We start from the raw sequence: 18505 nt of genomic DNA, 5'->3' as shown, positions 1-18505 counted from the left end.
CAGCTCAGGTCCGCGCGCCGAGACGGCGCCGCGGGATCGACAGCAACACGACGGGCACCAGCGCGATACACACAGCGGCCGCAGCGATCAGCGCGATGGTGCGCGACCGGTTGTCCGGCGGGGGAGTGTCTGCGGGGGCAGCGAGCGGGTGCGGTTCGGGTGGACGCGCCTCTACCGGATATGAACGGTTCGCCGACAGTGGGGCAGTGACGGCTGCGTACGGATCCACGATCCCGTGGCCGACCCGCGGATTCCAGCCCTCGGCAGGGGCGTGCGCGGTCGCCTCGATCCGGGCCATCACCTCACGTGCGGTCAGGTGCGGGTGCCGGGCACGCACGAGAGCCGCAGTCGCCGCGACCAGTGGCGCTGCGAAACTGGTACCGGAAATCGATTGCGGCCCGTTCGATCCCCAGACCTGGTCCACGAGACCCGCCGTGCCGGGATTCAAGGAGACCAGTCCGCTGCCCGGTGCCGCGACATCCACCCACGGGCCGGGCAGGCTGTATTCGGACGGGGTGCCGTCGGGTTCGACAGCGCCGACGGCGAGCACGTAGTCGTCGTACCAAGCCGGCGACGCCAGAGTCGTTACAGAATTCCACGGATCGTCCTCGGGCGCAGCAGGATCGAGCGATCCAGGATTGCCGGGGCGGCAGGTATCGGTGTTCCCGGCCGCCACGACCACGACGACGTCTTCGACATCGGTGGCGTACTGCACCGCCGCACCCAAGGGGCCGTCGAACAGCCCTTCGGCAGTGGTCCGGCATGCCACCTCCGAGATGTTCACGACGGTCGCACCCAGATCCACCGCTCGACGGAGCGCGAGGGCGAGTGTGCGCACGTCGCCGTAACCGGTGGCATTGCGGGCGGTGTCGTCGTCTGCGCGTGCCCGATCAGAGTACCGTCCGCTCGACTGGCGAATCGTGATCAGCTGGACATCGGGCGCACCACCGGCGAACCCGGATCCGGGAACCTGGGCAGCCGCGATGAGACCTGCGACGAGTGTGCCGTGTGCGTCGCAGTCGTCCGTGCCGTCCCCTGTCGACACGTAATCGCCACCCGGTTGCAGTGCGGGTAGCCGGGGATGGGGTTGCACCCCGGTGTCGATGACCGCGACGACTTGCCCCGCGCCCCGGGTGAGCGGCCAGACGGACTCGAAATCGAGAATCCGCTGGGCAACGGGCATCTGGGGCCCGTCCGGTGCCTCCTCCGGTTCGGAGCACACGATGCGTTGTTCCGTGGCGTCCGGCGGCGCCGGAGTGCCACCGGACGGCAGAAGGGCGGGATCCGGAACGGGTGGTCTCGCCGCTGCCGGACTGCCGCCGCCTGCGATCACAGCCGCGATGACGACAACGCAGGCGGACGCCGCAGGCCGTCGCATCCCTTCACAGCCCCCGCACCGCGGAGTACAAGCCCGCGACCCAGCACGCGAGCGGAACGATGAGCGCGATCACGGTGTATTCGGTCAGTTCCGCGATCCGGCGCTGCACCGGCGTGAACTGACGGCGGGGCGCCACCACACCGAACACGATCGCGCCGGCGAACATTGCCAGGGCAGCGGCGGAGACGAACCACGGCGGAACCGGGGCGAGTACCGCCGCTCCGGTGATCAGCCCGATCAGGATGGTCGCGCCGCCCACCACCAGCGGCACCGCTTCGGTCACGGACGTGTAGGAGCGGCCCCGGAACATCAGCACGACCGCGGTGGTGACGGCCAGACCGACCCCCGGCCACGACACCGCCCCGGCCACCGGATAGGCCGCGCACCACGCGCCGCCGACAGCCAGGGCGGCCGCGGCGTAGACCAGCCCCGTCAGATGCGCGCGGGCGCGTCCTATCCGCGCCTCGAGTTCCCCGAACGACGGGAGCGGAGCGGCTGCCTCCGGATCGGGCGATACCGGGTCGAGTGACGTTCCGGGTACGGGTACCGGAGGTACGGGCAGGCGGCCGAGAACCGCTGCGAGACGTGGCGCGGAAGCCACGAGAAGCAAGGCTGCGATCACCGTGCCCGCCCCGACCGCGTGCGGCCCCGCACCGGCCGTCGACGCAAGGACCAGTGCGACCGCCGCACCTGCCGCAGCGGCGGCGACACCGGTGAACGTCGCAGTACCGACCATGGCCGTTCGCAAGGCGATCACCGCGGCCGCACCGACCAGCACTGCCCCGAGCAGTAGTTGTGGAGGCCCCACATTGCCCGGCACGAGCAGCACTCCCGCGGCGAACACCGGCGGTACCGCGCAGACGGCGGGCAGGAGCCCTGTCCGCGGGTCGCCGTAGCCGCGTGAGACGACCGCTGCCGCGACCAGGAGCAGAACGCCCAGCACCGCCGCGATCGCGCCCGCCACGAGTCGGTGAGGACCCGCCGGCAGTTGCAGCAGGGAAAAACAGCCCGCAGCGAGCGCCGCCGGAGCGAGCACCGTTGCCAGCACACCCGCGGGAGCGGCACCCCACCGGCGCAAGCTGTCCTTGCCCTCCACCGCCACCGCATACATCACGTCGTCGAACAGCGGGGGAGGTGCAGGAGATCCGGCATCGGCCAGGACGAGCAACTCGCCGTCGCGTACCCCGTGTTCGTCGAGGCTCAGCGCACCCGCAAGCGGCGCATGACCGATCCGGGCGAGCGTCCACGCCCCCGGCTCCACCTGCTCGGGCGTGAGATCGAACCGGTTCGCAGCCCGGTGCGATGCGACGAGGTCCACGATGCCGGGAATCAGCAGCGCCACAGGAACTCCGAGGGGAAGAGCGAGATCCACCTCGGTGTGCTGCGCGAGCACCGTGATCCGGCACAGGTCCGGAGCCTGGACAGCGCCGTGATGCTCGGATCCGGTCTGCGCGGACGTCATCGCTCTTCTTCCCCCGTCGTTCACTCGGTCGCCGGCCGCTGCGCGCGGCTCCCCTCGGATGTGCACCGCGCCGACCGGGACGACGCAGACCATACGACACGCGCCGGTCGGTGTCTCGTGACGGAGTCGCCGGCAGGACCCGATCACGAGGTGCCCTGTATGTCTGCGTCGTGCGCTACCCTTCCTCGGACCGTGGGGGTCGGCCGTCGGGGGACGGTTGTGGGATGCGGTGTTCCGGGGGTGGCGAACGTTGAGTACCGAGCGCTTCGTGCGCGCAGCGCGCAAGGAGGCTCCGCGGGCTCCGAGCGGCGAGTTGAGTGTGCAAGCGCCGCCCGATATTCCGCGTCCGACGCCAGGGAATCTGCTGGTGAGGTTACTGCCGCTCGTGATGGTGGCGGCCATGATCGGCATGATGGCGCTGATGTTCACCTCCGGCATGGCCCGGAGTCCGATGGCGATGATCTTCCCGATCATGATGGTCGTCTCGATGGTCGGCATGCTCGCGAACGGCGGGCGCGGAGGAACGAAGACCTCCGAGGTGGACGAAGACCGCAAAGACTATCTCCGGTATCTCGACCAGGTCCGGCGCGAGGTCACCGAAACCAGTGGCGAACAGCGCAAGTCGCTCGAATGGGCACACCCCGACCCCGCCCTGCTCTGGACTCTCGTCGGCACCGCGCGGATGTGGGAACGGCGGTGCACCGACGCGGATTTCTGCCACGTGCGGGTCGGACGGGGCGGGCAGCGACTCGCCACCCGCCTCGTCGCACCGGACACCGGTCCGCTCGAAGATCTCGAGCCGGTCGCGGCGGTCTCCCTCCGGCGATTTGTGCGCGCCCACTCGGTGGTACCCGCGCTGCCCACGGCGGTCGCACTGCGAGGCTTTGCGGCGATCGGACTCGACGGAGACAGGCAGGCCGCCCGGTCTCTGGTGCGCGCGATGCTCATTCAGTTGTGCACCTTTCACGGGCCGGACGTCCTTCGGGTAGCGGTCGTCTGCGGACCGGACACCGCCGCGGAATGGGAGTGGGCCAAATGGCTCCCGCACGTTCAGCACCCCGATGCCCGCGACGGTGCGGGGAGCGCGCGAATGGTCTTCGGCTCGGTCCTCGAACTGGAGACGGACCTCGCTCCGGTCCTCTCGACCCGAGGACGCTTCACACGCAATGCCCCGGCCTTCGAGGGAGTTCCGCAGCTCGTCGTCGTGGTCGACGGTGGTGTGTCGGGGTCCGGGTCGGGACTGCTCGAGGACGGGCTGGATTCGCTGACGATCCTCGACCTGTCGGGGTTCGCGCCGCGACTCGCGTCGGCTCGCGGTCTCCAACTCGTGGTGGAGGACGGCTCTGTCGGCGCACGATCCGGCGTGGAGGTCGAATCGTTCGCCGACGCCGATTCCGTCAGCGCGCCACGGGCTCAGACGGTCGCGCGCCGTCTGGCTCCGTATCGCGTGGTCGCGCAGGCTTCGGCAGGCGACAACTCCGACGAAGGTCCGGCCACCTGGCAGGACCTTGTGGGGGTCGGCGACGTGCTGCGCTTCGATCCCGGCCGAGCATGGGTCCCACGCCGGGGGCGCGACCGTCTGCGGGTTCCCATCGGTGTCGATCCCGACGGCAGACCTGTGGAGATCGACCTGAAGGAAGCCGCCGAGAACGGGATGGGCCCACACGGTCTGTGCATCGGAGCGACCGGATCAGGGAAGTCGGAGTTACTGCGCACACTTGTCCTCGGGCTCGTCGCCACTCATTCGCCCGACGATCTCAATCTCGTTCTGGTCGACTTCAAGGGCGGTGCAACCTTTCTGGGGTTGGAAGGCCTTCCCCATGTAGCGGCGATCATTACCAATCTCGCGGATGAACTCGCAATGGTCGACCGGATGAAGGACGCACTCGAGGGTGAAATGAACCGCAGGCAGGAGTTGCTCCGGGCGTCCGGAAACTTCGCCAACGTCGGAGACTACGAAAAGGCACGTGCGGCGGGTGCTCCCCTCGATCCGCTCCCGGCGTTGTTCATCGTCGTGGACGAGTTCTCCGAACTACTTTCGCAGCAACCGGAATTCGCCGACCTGTTCGCGGCGATCGGACGGCTGGGGCGCTCGCTGCACATGCATCTTCTGCTCGCCAGCCAGCGACTCGACGAGGGACGACTGCGAGGGCTCGACAGTCACCTGTCCTACCGCATCGGCCTCAAGACGTTCTCTGCGAACGAATCGCGCAGCGTCCTCGGCGTTCCCGATGCCTACCATCTGCCGTCGGCGCCGGGTGCGGGTTACCTCAAGTCGGATTCGGCGGAGATCGTCCGGTTCGCTGCGGCGTACGTTTCCGGGCCCTCGGTGTCCGGACGCCCGTCCCGGCGGACTGCGGTGCACGGCGTCACCGGTGCACTGCGGCCCCGGGTGTTCACCGCGCGCGCCGTTCCGCTCGACGATCCTGTTCCGCAGGCGGTCCCGGCACCGGACATTACGGACGACACGGCGGCCGCAGGAGGCCGTAGCCTCCTCGACCTCGTCGTGGACCGGATCCGCGGACACGGAACACCCGCGCACGAAGTGTGGCTTCCTCCCCTCGAGGAGTCTCCGACTCTCGATGCGCTGGTGCCGCGCTCGGTCCTCACGGGCGAGGTACCCCAGCTCGCCCCGCTGCGGACTCCTGTCGGCATCGTCGACCGGCCGTTCGATCAGCGCCGCGACCTTCTCGTGGTGGATCTTGCGGGTGCGGCCGGCAACGTCGTGATCGTGGGCGGTCCCCAGGCGGGAAAGTCGACGTTGCTGCGCACTCTCGTCGTGTCGACGGCCCTGACGCATACCGCGGAGCAGGTGCAGTTCTACTGTCTCGACTTCGGAGGCGGTGCGCTCGCAGGTCTGGCAGCGCTGCCTCACGTCGGATCGGTCGCAACCCGTCTCGATGCCGATCGGGTGCGGCGTACCGTGGCGGAACTCGTGTCGTTGTTGCGGAGCCGAGAGCGACTGTTCGCCGAGCAGGGTATCGAGTCGATGGCGGAGTTTCGCCGCCGCCGGGCCGGCGGCGCACCCGGCACGTCCACCGATCCGTTCGGCGATGTCTTCCTCGTGATCGACGGATGGCCGAGTATCCGACAGGACTTCGAGGCTCTCGAGCAGGTCGTGAGTGTGTTGGCATCCCAAGGGCTTTCGTACGGCATCCACGTGGTGCTCAGTGCGCCCCGCTGGGGGGATGTCCGTCCGGCGATGCGGGATCAGTTCGGCACGCGACTCGAACTGCGCCTCGGAGATCCGTCCGATTCGGAGTACGGACGGAAGAAGGCGGCGACGGTGCCGGAGGGGAAACCGGGCCGTGGGATCGACCGCGACGGGCTGCACATCCTCGTGGCGCTGCCGCGCGTGGACGGCGTCACGGACACCACCGATCTCGGCGCCGGAGTGTCGGGAGCGGTCGCCGCGATCGCCGCCGCGACGCCCGGCGGACGCGCACCGAGGGTCCGGATGCTGCCCGACACCATCGATCGCACCGATCTGCTCGCGGCGCTGCCCCGCGGATGGCCGAGTGCCCCGGATGCGCCGCCCGCGGTGCGGCTGACGATCCCGATCGGCATCGACGAGTCGGAACTCGCGCCGGTCGCCGTGGACTTCACCGACAGCCCGCATCTCCTCGTATTCGGTGATTCCGGCTGCGGGAAGACAGCCGTGCTCCGTGGCATCTGCCGAGGATTGATGGAGTCGAACACCTCCGACCAGGTGCGCATCATCGTCGGTGACTACCGCCGCACCCTGCTCGGCGTGGTCGAGGGCGACCACCTCGGCGGCTACGCACCGGCCGCGAGTGTGCTGGCCACGATGGCCCAGGAACTCGCCGGGATCTTCGAGCGGCGACTGCCCGGGCCGGGGACGACTCAACAGCAATTGCGGGACCGTTCGTGGTGGTCCGGGCCGGAGGTCTTCGTGATCGTCGACGACTACGACATGGTTGCGGCGAGCGGCCAGAATCCGTTGGCCCCGCTGCTCGAGTATCTGCCGCAAGCCAAGGACCTGGGTCTGCACCTCGTGGTGGCGCGCCGAGCCGGAGGCGCGGGCAGGGCACTGTTCGAACCGGTGCTGGCCCGATTGCGCGAACTTTCCAGTCCCGGGCTGGTGATGAGCGGCAATCGGGACGAAGGTGCGCTGGTGGGCTCGGCTCGCCCGTCGCCCATGCCGGCCGGAAGAGGACTGCTCGTGCGCCGCGACGGCGCGTCGCTCGTGCAGACCGCATGGTCACCGCTGCCGTGACGTCGCCGGAAGTGCTGGTCCTGGCCGTGCTGCCGGGGTGGGTGCGGGGGAAATGGGGTGAGACGTCACGATCGGTACCCGCGGTCGCGGCTCGGTTCGGCGGCGGCTGGGTGTTCGGCGACTCGGCTCTCGACTCTCCGGACGCGATCGACGTCACCGACACGGTCGACGACCCCGCTGCGGTTGCCTCGCCGCGAACGGACGGCCACGAGCCAGGACCCGTGCTGACCGGACTCGTGTGCTATGCCGCCGCGGCCGTGGGTGCCCCATCGATGGTCGCGACAGCCGTCGTGGTGCACCCGACCTGGTGGAACGAGCGTCGCCGCCGCCTACTGGACACGGCCGCGCGTCAGGTCGCGCACAACGTGCTGCTGGTTCCGGTCTCCGTTGCGGCATGTCGTGCCGCGCACCAAGGCGATGCCGAGCGGTACGTCGTGCTCGAGTTCGCCGAGCGAGGCGTCACCGCTGTATCGGTCATGCCGGGGTCGCGCGATGACGGTCCGGCGGTCGACCGGGTCGCCCGGAATCCGGAGATCCTGGTCGACGACCTCGTGGCGGCGGATGCAGGCGACACCGTGTCTGCGGAAGGGGCGGTCAGGTCGCTGATCGCAGCGGTGAACGACGGCCGGGAAGACTCTTGTGTGCTGGTCGTGACCGGTGCGCCGGGCGAACCGGCGGGAGGGTCGGCGTGCGAGCAGATAGCGAACCGGATCGCCGGCACCGTCCCGACCGTGCCGGTCGCTGCCGCGGAGATGGTGGCGGCAGTGTCCGGCCGCCGCGTCCAGGAGACCGCCCCCGCCGAGACCGCCTCGACGGTGCCGTGGCTACACGAGGTACGGACACCGGGAACTCCTGCCACCCGCAACGGGCGAACCGCCAAAGTGATCCTCGCGGTGGTGAGCGTCGGTCTGCTCGCCGCGGTATCCCTGTGGGTCGGCGCCCCCGCGCCCTCCGGATCCGTGGCGGGTGCCGGGACGACCGGCGACGGCGCCGGTGCCACCGACAGCCCCGCCTCGGCCGCAGACCCGGATCTCTCACAGCCCCGCACGGATCGGCCGGCTCGCTTCGAGATCGGGCCGGTGCGCCTCGACCTGCCCGGTTCCTGGCGCCTGCGAACGCCGGAATCGGCGGACTCGGGGCGTGCGGAACTCGTCCCGGCGTCGGGCACCGACCGGAGAATCGTGATCGTGCACAGCGTCCTGGCCGACGGCATGGACGAGCATGCCGTGGCCGCGGTGCTCGGGACACGGGCGGAGGAACGCGGCCGAGTGATTCGAAATATGGACGCCGACACCACATTCGCGGACCGGAGTGTGATCGCCTACACCGAAGTGCCCGACGAATTCTCCGAGGTCCGGTGGTCGGTCGTGGTCTTCCCGGGGTTGCAGGTCGCGGTGGGTTGCCAGTTCCTCGACGGTGAGTGGGCAGGGATCCGGCGCGAGTGCGAGCAGGCGGTGCACACCCTCCGGACCGGGTGAAGACACGCTGGAAAACGAATTCCGGATCCGAGGGAACCGCTCGGCCGGTTGCGGCGTCCAACCTTGTGTAGGCGCAATCCGGCTCAGACCAACTGGGGGGCTGAGACAGCCGGTGCGCGGAACGATCGAAGGAGCACTCGTGACCGAACCGTCGGCCGGAGCAGGGTCCGGCCACTCGAATGGCTTGAGCACAGATGTCGCAACCATGGAGGTGGTCGCGGGGCAACTTCAGGATTCTCGCAACGAACTCGTGGGGATTCTCCGAGTGCTCGGCGACGTCGTGCAGTCCGCACCGTCCGTGTGGCGAGGTGTGTCCGCCACGCGCTTCGCCGGAATCATGGAGCGCTGGAATGTCAACAACACCAACCTGACCGCCGCGCTCGACGAACTCGCGGAAGCGGTGCGGACCAGCGGCCGGTCCTACGACGCGACCGAACAGGAGAACGCACGGGCGCTCGGTGCCGTCGACCCCGGTGCCGGTTCTCTTCTCCGCGGTTCGTTCTGATCCCCGGTCCCGAATCCAGCTGAAGGAGAACGAACAGTGACAGTCGACGGTGGATCCGAGATCTTCCAGAATTTCGCGGGCGTCGCAGATCTGCACGCGCGTCTCGTCTCGGGCGAGAAGGCGATCAGGGACACGCTCGACCGGATTGAATCGCAGGTAGCGCCGCTGGTGGCCACGTGGAGCGGTGAGGCGCAGGCCGACTACGTCGCGACCCAGCAGCGGTGGAACCGGGCCGAAGCGGGCCTGATCCAGGTGCTGCAGGACATCGGCCGCATCGTGTCGAGCGGCAACGACGACATGCTGGCAACCGAACGGAGGAACCAGGCACGCTTCCCGGGGTGATACCCGGTGCGTCCGGTGGGTGCAGGGGGAGAACCCACGGCACTGCGTCCCGGTGGTGGAGAGGCCGCCGGGACGTTGTGCTGTCCGGGTGCGTTTTGACCTACCGGGCGCTGCGCCGGTAAAGTGGTTCCTCGGCGTGTCGTCCGTCGCCGTTGCCTTGTGCGCGGCGAACATCTCATCCCGGGTCTCAACTGGCCGCCGGGTGTGACCATCGGCGGCACGCGGGCCAGCAGCGAAAACGATAGACGAGGAAATTCTGTGTCTACGTACACACCGAAGGCCAGCGAGCTGACCCACGAGTGGCACGTCATCGACGCCACCGACGTGGTCCTCGGCCGCCTCGCGGTGCAGGCGGCAAACCTGCTCCGTGGCAAGCACAAGCCCACCTTTGCTCCGCACATGGACGGCGGTGATTTCGTCGTCATCATCAACGCCGACAAGGTCGCCATCTCCGGCAACAAGCGGACCGACAAGTTCCTGTACCACCACTCCGGTTACCCGGGTGGCCTGCGGGGTCGTTCGGTCGGCGAGGTTCTCGACAAGAACCCCGATCGTCTCGTGGAGAAGGCCGTCACCGGCATGCTCCCGAAGAACAAGCTCGGCCGCGCCATCGCCAAGAAGCTGAAGGTCTACGCGGGCCCGAACCATCCCCACGCCGCGCAGCAGCCGGTGCCGTTCGAGATCAAGCAGGTGGCACAGTGACGACGCCCGAGGAACAGAACGAGAACGTGACGAACGTCGAAGAGTTCGCCGACAACGTCGAGGTCGCTGCAGACGAGTACGTGGCCGAAGAGGCTGTTGCGGAGCCCGTGGCTCCGATCGTGCTCGACCGTCCGATCCAGACCGTCGGTCGCCGTAAGGAGGCCGTGGTCCGCGTGCGTCTGGTGCCCGGCTCCGGCAACTTCGTCCTCAACGGTCGCACCATCGAGGATTACTTCCCGAACAAGGTGCACCAGCAGCTCGTGAAGTCGCCGCTGGTGACCGTCGAGCGCCCCGAGGGCTTCGACATCCACGCTCGCCTGCATGGTGGCGGCCCGTCCGGCCAGGCCGGCGCGCTGCGTCTCGCCATCGCACGTGCACTCATCGAGGTCACTCCCGAGGATCGCCCCGCGCTCAAGCGCGCCGGCTTCCTCACGCGTGACCCGCGTGCCGTCGAGCGTAAGAAGTACGGCCTGAAGAAGGCCCGTAAGGCATCTCAGTACTCCAAGCGCTGATGTGTCGCCGACGCTGACCTGGTCAGCCTCGGCACTTGTTCGACCACGAGAGCAGGCGTCGGTAGAGATTCGCTACCGGCGCCTGCTTTCGTGCATTCTGTCTTCCGTCAGATTCCGGGGCCGGGTACGCCGTGCCGCGGAACAGGGGAGCATTGCGCGGTAGTGACCGCAGTGAATGGTGAGGGGCGTGTCTATGGGTCGGTTGTTCGGCACCGACGGAGTTCGAGGCTTGGCAAATGCCGAGCTGACGGTGGAGTTGGCATTGCGTCTGGCCGGTGGTGCTGCCGCGGTGCTGGCGCCGGTGGATTCCGGCCGACGACGGCCGGTGGCCGTCGTCGGCCGGGACCCACGCGCGAGCGGTGAGATGCTCGAGGCCGCCGTCACCGCCGGGCTCACCGCAGCCGGCGTCGATGTGCTGTCGGTGGGCGTGCAGCCTACTCCCGCAGTCGCGTACCTCACCGCCGCGTACGGCGCCGACCTCGGAGTGATGATCTCCGCGTCGCACAATCCCATGCCGGACAACGGCATCAAGATCTTCGCGGCGGGTGGGCACAAGCTCGAGGACTCGGTCGAAGACCGCATCGAAGCGGTACTCCAGGGCGAGAACGGATCACCGGCACGCCCCACCGGAGCAGGGATCGGACGCGTCCGGGTCGCCGAAGACGCTGTGGACCGTTATCTCGCGCACCTCGCGTCGACGATTCATCATCCCCTCACGGGTCTGACGGTTGTCGTCGACTGTGCGCACGGTGCGGCGTCACGCGTCGGCCCCGAAGCCTACGAGGCCGCCGGCGCGACGGTGATCGCAATCGGTGCGGAGCCCGACGGGCTCAACATCAATCTCGATTGCGGCTCGACACATCTCGAAGGCTTGCAGAAAGCTGTGCTGGAACACGGCGCGGATCTGGGTCTCGCTCACGACGGGGATGCCGACCGTTGCCTCGCGGTGGACGCGTCCGGTGCCGTCGTCGACGGCGACGCCATCATGGCGATCCTGGCGCTGAGCATGCACGAGTCGGGTGAACTGCGCGACGGCACGCTGGTCACGACGGTGATGAGCAACCTCGGCCTCCACCTCGCGATGAAGGACGCCGGAATTGCCGTCCGGACCGTCGGGGTCGGGGACCGCTACGTGCTCGAGGAACTGCGCCGCGGGGGATTCAGCCTCGGTGGCGAACAGTCCGGGCACATTGTTCTCCCCGCTCACGGCACGACCGGCGACGGCGTGCTGACGGGACTGCGGCTCATGGAACGGATCGCCGCGACCGGACGCTCGCTCACCGAACTGGCGTCGGTGATGACCATCCTCCCGCAGGTGCTCGTCAACGTCCGGGTGAGCGACAAGGCGGCGGTGTCGAACGATCCCGCTGTCGCGAGCGCCGTCGCCGAAGTGGAGCGTGAACTCGGCGAGACCGGACGCGTGCTGCTGCGGCCCTCCGGGACAGAGCAACTCGTCCGCGTCATGGTCGAGGCCGCCGACGACAGCCATGCCCGCGCTCTCGCCGACCGGCTGGCCGGAGTCGTGGCGGGCGTCTGACGCCAGGACAGCCCCTCATCCGGTCCCCGCTGGGACCGTATCGGCACCACGCCCCCTCCCGACCCCTCCACGATGAGGGAACCGGAGGGGGCGTCGCTGCGTCCAACCCTGCGAACGCAGTGCGGGGGAGGGGCGGGACATGGCAGCACCACGGGATCGTGTGCGATTCGACGAGCAGGGCGTCACGTCGATAGCGGGTCGATTGGCGAGATCCGCGGACGACAGCGATCACGAATGCCGTCATGTGCTGGGAAACCTCGAGTTCGGTCCACGCACAGCCGGCGAGCACTACCGCAACTGCGGCGCCGTCGTCGAAGACGGATACCGGCGAGTGCGCCGGGCCTGTGACGAGTGGGTGGCGACGGTGAACGCACACGTGGATGCGCTGCGCACGGCAGCCGACCATTACACCGAGCGCGATGCGGCGACAGCGGACGATCTGGCCCGTGTGCCGGGTCCGGATACCCTCCGGGGCGATCCCGGCCGCTGGTCACGATGACGCCGGCACCGGACCCGGCCCGCATCCTCGACATGGGTGCCGGCGGTCTGACGTTCTTCGCCGACTACCTCCCCTGTGCGCATCAGCTGGGCATCGCGTCTTCCGTCACGGCCGAGTCGCTGCGGGAGAGGTACGACGAGCAGCGCGGCCTCGATCTCGCCACGCTCGTCGCCGACGCCTCAGATCTTGCTCGGCTCGCCTGTCTGCTCGGCGGGCATGTCGAGGATCAGAGCGGTCACGTGCGTGGCCTGCCGCGAGTCTGGCAGGGACGTGCCGCCGACACCGCCCGGTCGCGCCTGGACGCTGTCGTCGCCCAGGGGTGGGCACTGCAGAGCGGGGTGGACGCGCTCTCGCGTGCTCTCGCCACCGCTGCGGCGGACATCGCTGTGATCGTCGGCGACAAGGCGCGCGTCGTCGGCGCGTTCGAGGGACGCCTCGTCGGCGGACGTACTGCCGACGAAGTCCGGGTGATTGTTGCCGGCGCGTCGGGTGGATCCGGCGGTCCCACTCCGGATCAGGTGGCGGGCTGGTTTCCTCCCGTCGATCGCGTGTCAGGCGACCCGGCTGCCACGGCGGAGTCGTGCTCGCGATGGCTACGCGAGACGTTCACCCCGGAGTTCGGCGCTGCGATCGACGGTGTGCTGCGAGTCTGTGACGATACCGATCGAACGATCAGATCTGTATTCGACTCTCTGGCAGCATCATTCGCCAGTATCGAAGACCTCGGTGGGGTGGGAGCCGCGTTCGGCGGGTCGGTGCCGGGCAGTATCCGATCGGGCTTCGCTCCGAACGTGCCGCCGTCGGGGGATGACGGGAGCGACCCGGTACGAGCAGGAGTAGATCTCGTCGTCGCGGCAGCGGGTCTCGCCGGTGCCGTACTCGACCTGGCCGGATCGGGAGTGCGGGCCGCGACCGCGATGCTCGACGCCGCCACGGATGCCGCGATGTCGCCCGGCGCCACACCCCCCGCCGCGCCTCCCGATGCGGAGCCGTCCGCGCCAGGCTCAGCAACGCCGACGACCCGATCCGACGGGGAAACAGAGCCGTCCGGCAAATCCGAGGAACCGTCGGCGTCGAACCTGGTGCCGGTGGAACCAGTGGTGGACAGGCCCCCCGATCGATTGCCGACCGAGAACCCGAGCGCGGTCGCCACACCTGTGGGCAGTTCGCCACCGGAGCCGGTGGGTGACGAGATCCATCCATCCGGGACGCCCGCAAGTGGCATCCCCCCGGTGGCCGTTCCGCGCGCGTCCGGCCGCCGCGACACCTCGACATCTCCCCCTGCGCCGGCCGTTGCCGAGACGGATCGGGCGAGCCGGCAACCCGGTGACCCCCACGGTGGGGTGGTACTTGCCGAAGCCGGGCCGCTCTGACACCCGGGGAAAGGCGCAGTCGCCGTGGGCGATCGCGCGTCGAGCAGGATCAGCGTCCGAGAAGAAGATTGATCTGGCTGCCGAGTTCGCGGTCGATGGAGTTGGGGTCGGTGAGCGCGATGGAGCCCGGAATCTCGGCGGTCGGGTCGGAGAAGGCCGCGTAGGTCTTGTCCCCGTTCAGCCGGTGGAGCAGGAAACCGGTGAGCAGCGAGCGGGTGTGCTGCTGTGTGCGTCGCTCGTTCCCACCGATGCCGAGAGCGGCGAGCATGCGACGGCCCTCGGCGAGACCGTTGTCGTCGGACTTCTCCACGACGCGCAGTTGCACGTCGCCGCCCCACGATGCGGCCACCGCTGCCGCGTCGCTGGTCATCGACCCGACGCTCTTCTCGCCGACGAGGACCAGACCGGGAGCGGTGACCTGCGCCGCGGCGTCCGACGCACGCGGTGAGGTCGGTGCCGGGTAGAGCGATGCGACCGCAGCCACCTCGCGGCGCGCGGCAGCCAGCACTGCGGCGCCCGCACCGAACCCGTGGCCGACGAACGCGAGACGGTCCGGATGGACGCTGATGCGTCCCGTGCCGAGTCGCACGCCGAGGCAGATGTCGAGTGTGGTGTGCAGGTCGGTGGCGAGCCCCACAGCCGACGGGACCGGGCCGCGTTCGGTGCTGGGAGCCCCGACGACGATGCCCCACGACGCGAGATGCTCGAACAGTGCTGTGTACTTGCCTACATTCGTGAGCCAGCCGTGCCCGAACGCCACTGCTGGAAGGTTGAACCCTTCGGCGGGGGTATAGACCACGCCGGGTTGTCCCGCGAGCGCCAGGTCGCCGCGCAGCACCGAGTGCGGACCGCGCTTGGACAGTTCCTTAGCCAGGGATTTCGGGTTCGCCGCCACGGCGTGAACGTTAGCGGATACGCCGCGGAGGCGGGTCCGGTGTGCCCGTGACGTGCGTGTCGCGCGAAGTCGGTGCGCGTCGTGCCCGGGTAGCTGCCCGCGGGCGGCCGAGTTCCCGATGAGTTGCGGTCGTCCAGCCCGCGACCAGTACCCTGCTAACCATGTGCGGAATCGTGGGGTATGTCGGGCACCGTCGTGCTCTCGACGTCGTAGTCGAAGCGCTGCGGCGGATGGAGTACCGGGGTTACGACTCGGCCGGAATCGCCATTCTCGACGGTCGAGGCGGATTGGCAGTGGAGAGAAAGGCCGGGCGTCTGGCCAACCTCGAGGCCGAACTCGCCGAGATCGGGGAGGACCACTTCGCAGGCACCGCCGGAATGGGCCACACCCGATGGGCGACACACGGCCGCCCCACCGACCGCAACGCGCACCCGCACCGGGACGTGACCGGCAAGGTCGCCGTCGTGCACAACGGCATCATCGAGAACTTCGCACCGCTGCGCGAAGAACTCGAGAAGGACGGCGTGGAGCTGGCCAGCGACACCGACACCGAGGTCACCGTGCACCTCGTGGCCCGTGCCTACGCCGAAGGCCCGACCGCCGGGGACTTCGTGGAAAGTGCGCGCAGCGTGCTGCGCCGCCTCGAAGGTGCGTTCACACTCGTCTTCACCCATGCCGACCATCCCGGCACGATCGTCGCCGCTCGACGCTCGACACCGCTGGTCGTCGGCGTCGGGGACGGCGAGATGTTCGTCGCCTCCGATGTCGCCGCGTTCATCGAGTTCACCCGCGACGCCGTCGAACTGGGCCAGGACCAGGTCGTCGTCATCACCGCGGACTCGTACGAGGTCACCGACTTCGACGGCAACACCGGTGTACGCACCCAGCCGTTCACCATCGACTGGGATCTCGCCGCCGCCGAGAAGGGCGGCCACGACTACTTCATGCTCAAGGAGATCGAGGAACAGCCCGGCGCGGTGGCCGACACCCTGCGCGGGCACTTCGTCGACAACCGCATCGTGCTCGACGAGCAGCGGCTCTCCGATCAGGAACTGCGCGACATCGACAAGGTGTTCGTCGTCGCGTGCGGCAGTTCCTACCATTCCGGTCTCGTCGCGAAGTATGCGATCGAGCACTGGACCCGCCTGCCCGTCGAGGTGGAACTGGCTTCCGAGTTCCGGTACCGCGACCCGGTGCTGGACCGTTCGACGCTGGTGGTCGCCATTTCGCAGTCCGGGGAGACCGCCGACACCCTCGAAGCGGTGCGGCACGCCAAGGACCAGAAGGCTCGTGTGCTCGCGGTGTGCAACACCAACGGCGCGCAGATCCCGCGTGAGGCCGACGCGGTGTTGTACACCCGTACCGGTCCGGAGATCGGGGTGGCGTCGACGAAGGCGTTCCTGGCGCAGATGGCCGCGAACTACCTGGTCGGCTTGGCTTTGGCGCAGGCCCGGGGCACGAAGTATCCCGACGAGGTGGCACGCGAGTACGAGGATCTGGCGGCGATGCCGGAGAAGATCGCACAGGTGCTCGAGGGTATGGATTCGGTCCGGCAACTCGCGCGGGACCTGTCGGCCTCGCCGGCGGTGCTGTTCCTGGGCCGGCACGTCGGGTATCCGGTGGCGCTCGAAGGCGCTCTCAAACTCAAGGAACTGGCGTACATGCACGCCGAGGGGTTCGCGGCCGGTGAACTCAAGCACGGTCCGATCGCGCTGATCGAGGACGGTCTGCCCGTGATCGTGGTGATGCCGTCGCCGAAGGGCCGCGCGGTGCTGCACAGCAAGTTGCTCAGCAACATCCGGGAGATCCAGGCGCGTGGCGCGGTGACCGTGGTGATCGCGGAGGAGGGCGACGAGACCGTGCGCCCGTTCGCCGATCATCTCGTCGAGATCCCGTCGGCGCCGTCGTTGCTGCAGCCGTTGTTGTCGACGGTGCCGTTGCAGGTGTTCGCGGCCGAGGTCGCGCAGGCGCGCGGGTACGACGTCGACAAGCCCCGTAACCTCGCGAAATCCGTCACGGTCGAATAACCCGGACCACGCCGCCGGGCGGCACGAGGCTCCCAGGAGGGGCGATGCGCAGCTACTACCCGTGTGAGGCGGTGCGAGCCGCGGAGGCGCCGCTGCTGGCCTCGCTGCCGGAGGGCACGCTGATGCGCCGGGCGGCGCACGGTCTGGCGACCGTCGCCGCGGCGGAACTGCGTGCCGTCACCGGGGGAGTCGCCGGGAGGCGGGTTGTTCTGCTCGTCGGGTCCGGCGACAACGGCGGGGACGCCCTGTGGGCCGGGTCGTTCCTCCGCCGGCGTGGCTGCGCGGTGACCGCACTGCTCCTCGATCCGGACCGTGCGCACCCCGCCGGTCTCGCCGCACTGAAGGCCGCCGGGGGTCGTGCCGTGCCGGCCCGGCCCGAGCATCTCGGTGACCCCGACCTGGTGCTCGACGGCATCGTCGGAATCTCCGGTCGCGGCCCACTGCGTCCCGCCGCCGCCGACATCGTCGACGCGATCACCGCGCCGATCGTCGCGGTGGACACGCCGAGCGGCGTCGACCCCGACACCGGCGCCGTGGACGGCCCGGCGGTGAGCGCAACCGTGACCGTCGCGTTCGGGGCCCTCAAACCGGTCCACGCACTCGCGTCACCCCGGTGCGGCCGGGTCGAACTCGTCGACATCGGACTCGAACTCCCCGAATCCCGCCTGATCGCTGCCGAGGCCGCCGAGGTGGGAGCCATCTGGCCGGTACCGGGCCCGGACGACGACAAGTACAGCCAGGGCGTAGTCGGTGTCTCCGCGGGCAGCGCGAAGTACCCCGGGGCAGCGGTCCTGTGTGCGGGGGCAGCCGTCGCCGCGACCTCCGGCATGGTCCGCTACGCCGGTTCCGCGTCGGCCGAAGTTCTTGCCCATCGCCCCGAAGTGGTGGCCGCACCCTCGGTCGCGGAGGCCGGTCGCGTGCAGGCCTGGGTCGTGGGCCCGGGCGGCGGCACGGGCACCGAGGCCGCCGAGACCCTCCGGGCAATTCTGGCCACCGATCTGCCGGTCCTGGTCGACGCCGACGGTCTGACCGTGCTCGCGCGCAACCCGGACCTGGTTCGGGGACGTGCCGCCCCGACCCTGCTCACTCCTCACGCGGGTGAGTTCGCACGGCTCACCGGGGCACGACCCGAACCGGACCGGGTCGCAGCGGTACGCACACTCGCCGCGGAGTGGGGCGTCCATGTCCTGCTCAAGGGGCACGTGACACTGATCGCACGGCCCGACGGCCTGGTGTTCGTCAACGACGCCGGAGGGTCCTGGGCCTCGACGGCGGGCGCCGGCGACGTGCTGTCCGGAACGATCGGCGCGCTGCTGTCGTCGGGGATGCCCGTCGATCTCGCCGCTGCCGCCGGTGCTCGGGCACATGCGTTGGCCGCCAACCTCGCTGCTTCCGGCGGCACGCCCGGGGAAGGCCTGCAAGCAGCGTCGGCGGCGCCGGTGTCGGCGAGTGCGATCCTCGCCTCGCTGCACGACGCCGTGCGGTTGCTCCGTACCTATATGCCCGAATCGTGACCGGACGCGCCGGACCACGGCGTCCGTACAAAAACGGGCAGTGG

14 protein-coding genes are annotated in these 18505 nt (G+C 69.3%); 11 read left to right on the top strand and 3 right to left on the bottom strand.

What is annotated here, in order from left to right:
* Window positions 1-4: 4 nt before the first annotated feature.
* Both mycP and eccD read right to left on the bottom strand, forming a co-directional pair.
* Complete coding sequence (gene mycP / locus HF877_RS04370) at window positions 5-1378, bottom strand: type VII secretion-associated serine protease mycosin (protein WP_169619947.1); 1374 nt, start codon at window positions 1376-1378, stop codon at window positions 5-7.
* Window positions 1379-1382: 4 nt separating this feature from the next.
* The gene (gene eccD, locus HF877_RS04365; protein WP_169619946.1) at window positions 1383-2840 is read right to left on the bottom strand and encodes a type VII secretion integral membrane protein EccD; all 1458 of its coding nucleotides are present in this window, start codon (window positions 2838-2840) and stop codon (window positions 1383-1385) included.
* Between the two features lie 250 nt (window positions 2841-3090).
* On the opposite strand from eccD, the gene eccCa reads away from it, so the two are divergent.
* From eccCa to HF877_RS04320, 9 genes are all read left to right on the top strand, one after another.
* Entirely contained in the window at window positions 3091-7077 is a 3987-nt protein-coding gene (gene eccCa, locus HF877_RS04360; protein WP_169619945.1) for a type VII secretion protein EccCa, read from the top strand.
* Window positions 7059-8555, top strand: a complete 1497-nt coding sequence (locus HF877_RS04355; RefSeq protein ID WP_169619944.1) for a type VII secretion-associated protein — start codon at window positions 7059-7061, stop codon at window positions 8553-8555. Before eccCa ends, HF877_RS04355 begins: the two co-directional genes overlap by 19 nt.
* Window positions 8556-8694: 139 nt before the next feature.
* The gene (locus tag HF877_RS04350) at window positions 8695-9060 is read left to right on the top strand and encodes a WXG100 family type VII secretion target (RefSeq protein WP_296551762.1); all 366 of its coding nucleotides are present in this window, start codon (window positions 8695-8697) and stop codon (window positions 9058-9060) included.
* A 36-nt stretch (window positions 9061-9096) separates the two neighbouring features.
* A complete protein-coding gene (locus HF877_RS04345) occupies window positions 9097-9402 on the top strand; it encodes a WXG100 family type VII secretion target (RefSeq protein ID WP_169619943.1) in 306 nt (101 codons plus the stop codon).
* 258 nt (window positions 9403-9660) lie between these two features.
* Window positions 9661-10104 carry a 50S ribosomal protein L13 gene (gene rplM, locus HF877_RS04340; RefSeq protein WP_169619942.1) on the top strand — a complete coding sequence of 148 codons (444 nt, stop codon included), beginning with the start codon at window positions 9661-9663 and terminating at the stop codon, window positions 10102-10104.
* Entirely contained in the window at window positions 10101-10616 is a 516-nt protein-coding gene (gene rpsI / locus HF877_RS21255) for a 30S ribosomal protein S9 (RefSeq protein WP_169619941.1), read from the top strand. The genes rplM and rpsI overlap by 4 nt, the downstream gene beginning before the upstream one ends.
* A gap of 193 nt (window positions 10617-10809) precedes the next feature.
* The gene (glmM, locus tag HF877_RS04330; protein ID WP_169619940.1) at window positions 10810-12153 is read left to right on the top strand and encodes a phosphoglucosamine mutase; all 1344 of its coding nucleotides are present in this window, start codon (window positions 10810-10812) and stop codon (window positions 12151-12153) included.
* 139 nt (window positions 12154-12292) lie between these two features.
* The gene (locus HF877_RS04325; protein WP_169619939.1) at window positions 12293-12652 is read left to right on the top strand and encodes a hypothetical protein; all 360 of its coding nucleotides are present in this window, start codon (window positions 12293-12295) and stop codon (window positions 12650-12652) included.
* Window positions 12649-14025 (top strand): hypothetical protein, encoded by a 1377-nt coding sequence (locus tag HF877_RS04320; RefSeq protein WP_169619938.1) that lies wholly within the window; start codon window positions 12649-12651, stop codon window positions 14023-14025. Before HF877_RS04325 ends, HF877_RS04320 begins: the two co-directional genes overlap by 4 nt.
* Window positions 14026-14074: 49 nt before the next feature.
* Here the strand turns inward: HF877_RS04320 and HF877_RS04315 are convergent, their stop codons facing one another.
* On the bottom strand, window positions 14075-14920 hold the full coding sequence (locus tag HF877_RS04315) for a dienelactone hydrolase family protein (protein WP_169619937.1): 846 nt from the start codon (window positions 14918-14920) through the stop codon (window positions 14075-14077).
* A 161-nt stretch (window positions 14921-15081) separates the two neighbouring features.
* On the opposite strand from HF877_RS04315, the gene glmS reads away from it, so the two are divergent.
* Window positions 15082-16947, top strand: a complete 1866-nt coding sequence (glmS, locus tag HF877_RS04310; protein WP_169619936.1) for a glutamine--fructose-6-phosphate transaminase (isomerizing) — start codon at window positions 15082-15084, stop codon at window positions 16945-16947.
* A gap of 44 nt (window positions 16948-16991) precedes the next feature.
* On the top strand, window positions 16992-18461 hold the full coding sequence (locus HF877_RS04305) for a bifunctional ADP-dependent NAD(P)H-hydrate dehydratase/NAD(P)H-hydrate epimerase (protein WP_169619935.1): 1470 nt from the start codon (window positions 16992-16994) through the stop codon (window positions 18459-18461).
* Window positions 18462-18505 lie beyond the last annotated feature (44 nt).

It is taken from the genome of Rhodococcus sp. BL-253-APC-6A1W, assembly GCF_012843405.1.
Taxonomy (GTDB): Bacteria; Actinomycetota; Actinomycetes; order Mycobacteriales; family Mycobacteriaceae; genus Rhodococcus.
Note: the sequence above shows the minus strand (reverse complement) of the source record. Positions and strands in the feature narration are given on the sequence as shown.

Coding starts and splice junctions, on each gene's coding strand:
- HF877_RS04320 (WP_169619938.1), top strand. CDS start 12,649: ATGACGCCGGCACCGGACCCGGCCCGCATCCTCGACATGGGTGCCGGC.
- HF877_RS04355 (WP_169619944.1), top strand. CDS start 7,059: ATGGTCACCGCTGCCGTGACGTCGCCGGAAGTGCTGGTCCTGGCCGTG.
- HF877_RS04325 (WP_169619939.1), top strand. CDS start 12,293: ATGGCAGCACCACGGGATCGTGTGCGATTCGACGAGCAGGGCGTCACG.
- eccD (WP_169619946.1), bottom strand. CDS start 2,840: ATGACGTCCGCGCAGACCGGATCCGAGCATCACGGCGCTGTCCAGGCT.
- HF877_RS04305 (WP_169619935.1), top strand. CDS start 16,992: ATGCGCAGCTACTACCCGTGTGAGGCGGTGCGAGCCGCGGAGGCGCCG.
- glmS (WP_169619936.1), top strand. CDS start 15,082: ATGTGCGGAATCGTGGGGTATGTCGGGCACCGTCGTGCTCTCGACGTC.
- mycP (WP_169619947.1), bottom strand. CDS start 1,378: ATGCGACGGCCTGCGGCGTCCGCCTGCGTTGTCGTCATCGCGGCTGTG.
- glmM (WP_169619940.1), top strand. CDS start 10,810: ATGGGTCGGTTGTTCGGCACCGACGGAGTTCGAGGCTTGGCAAATGCC.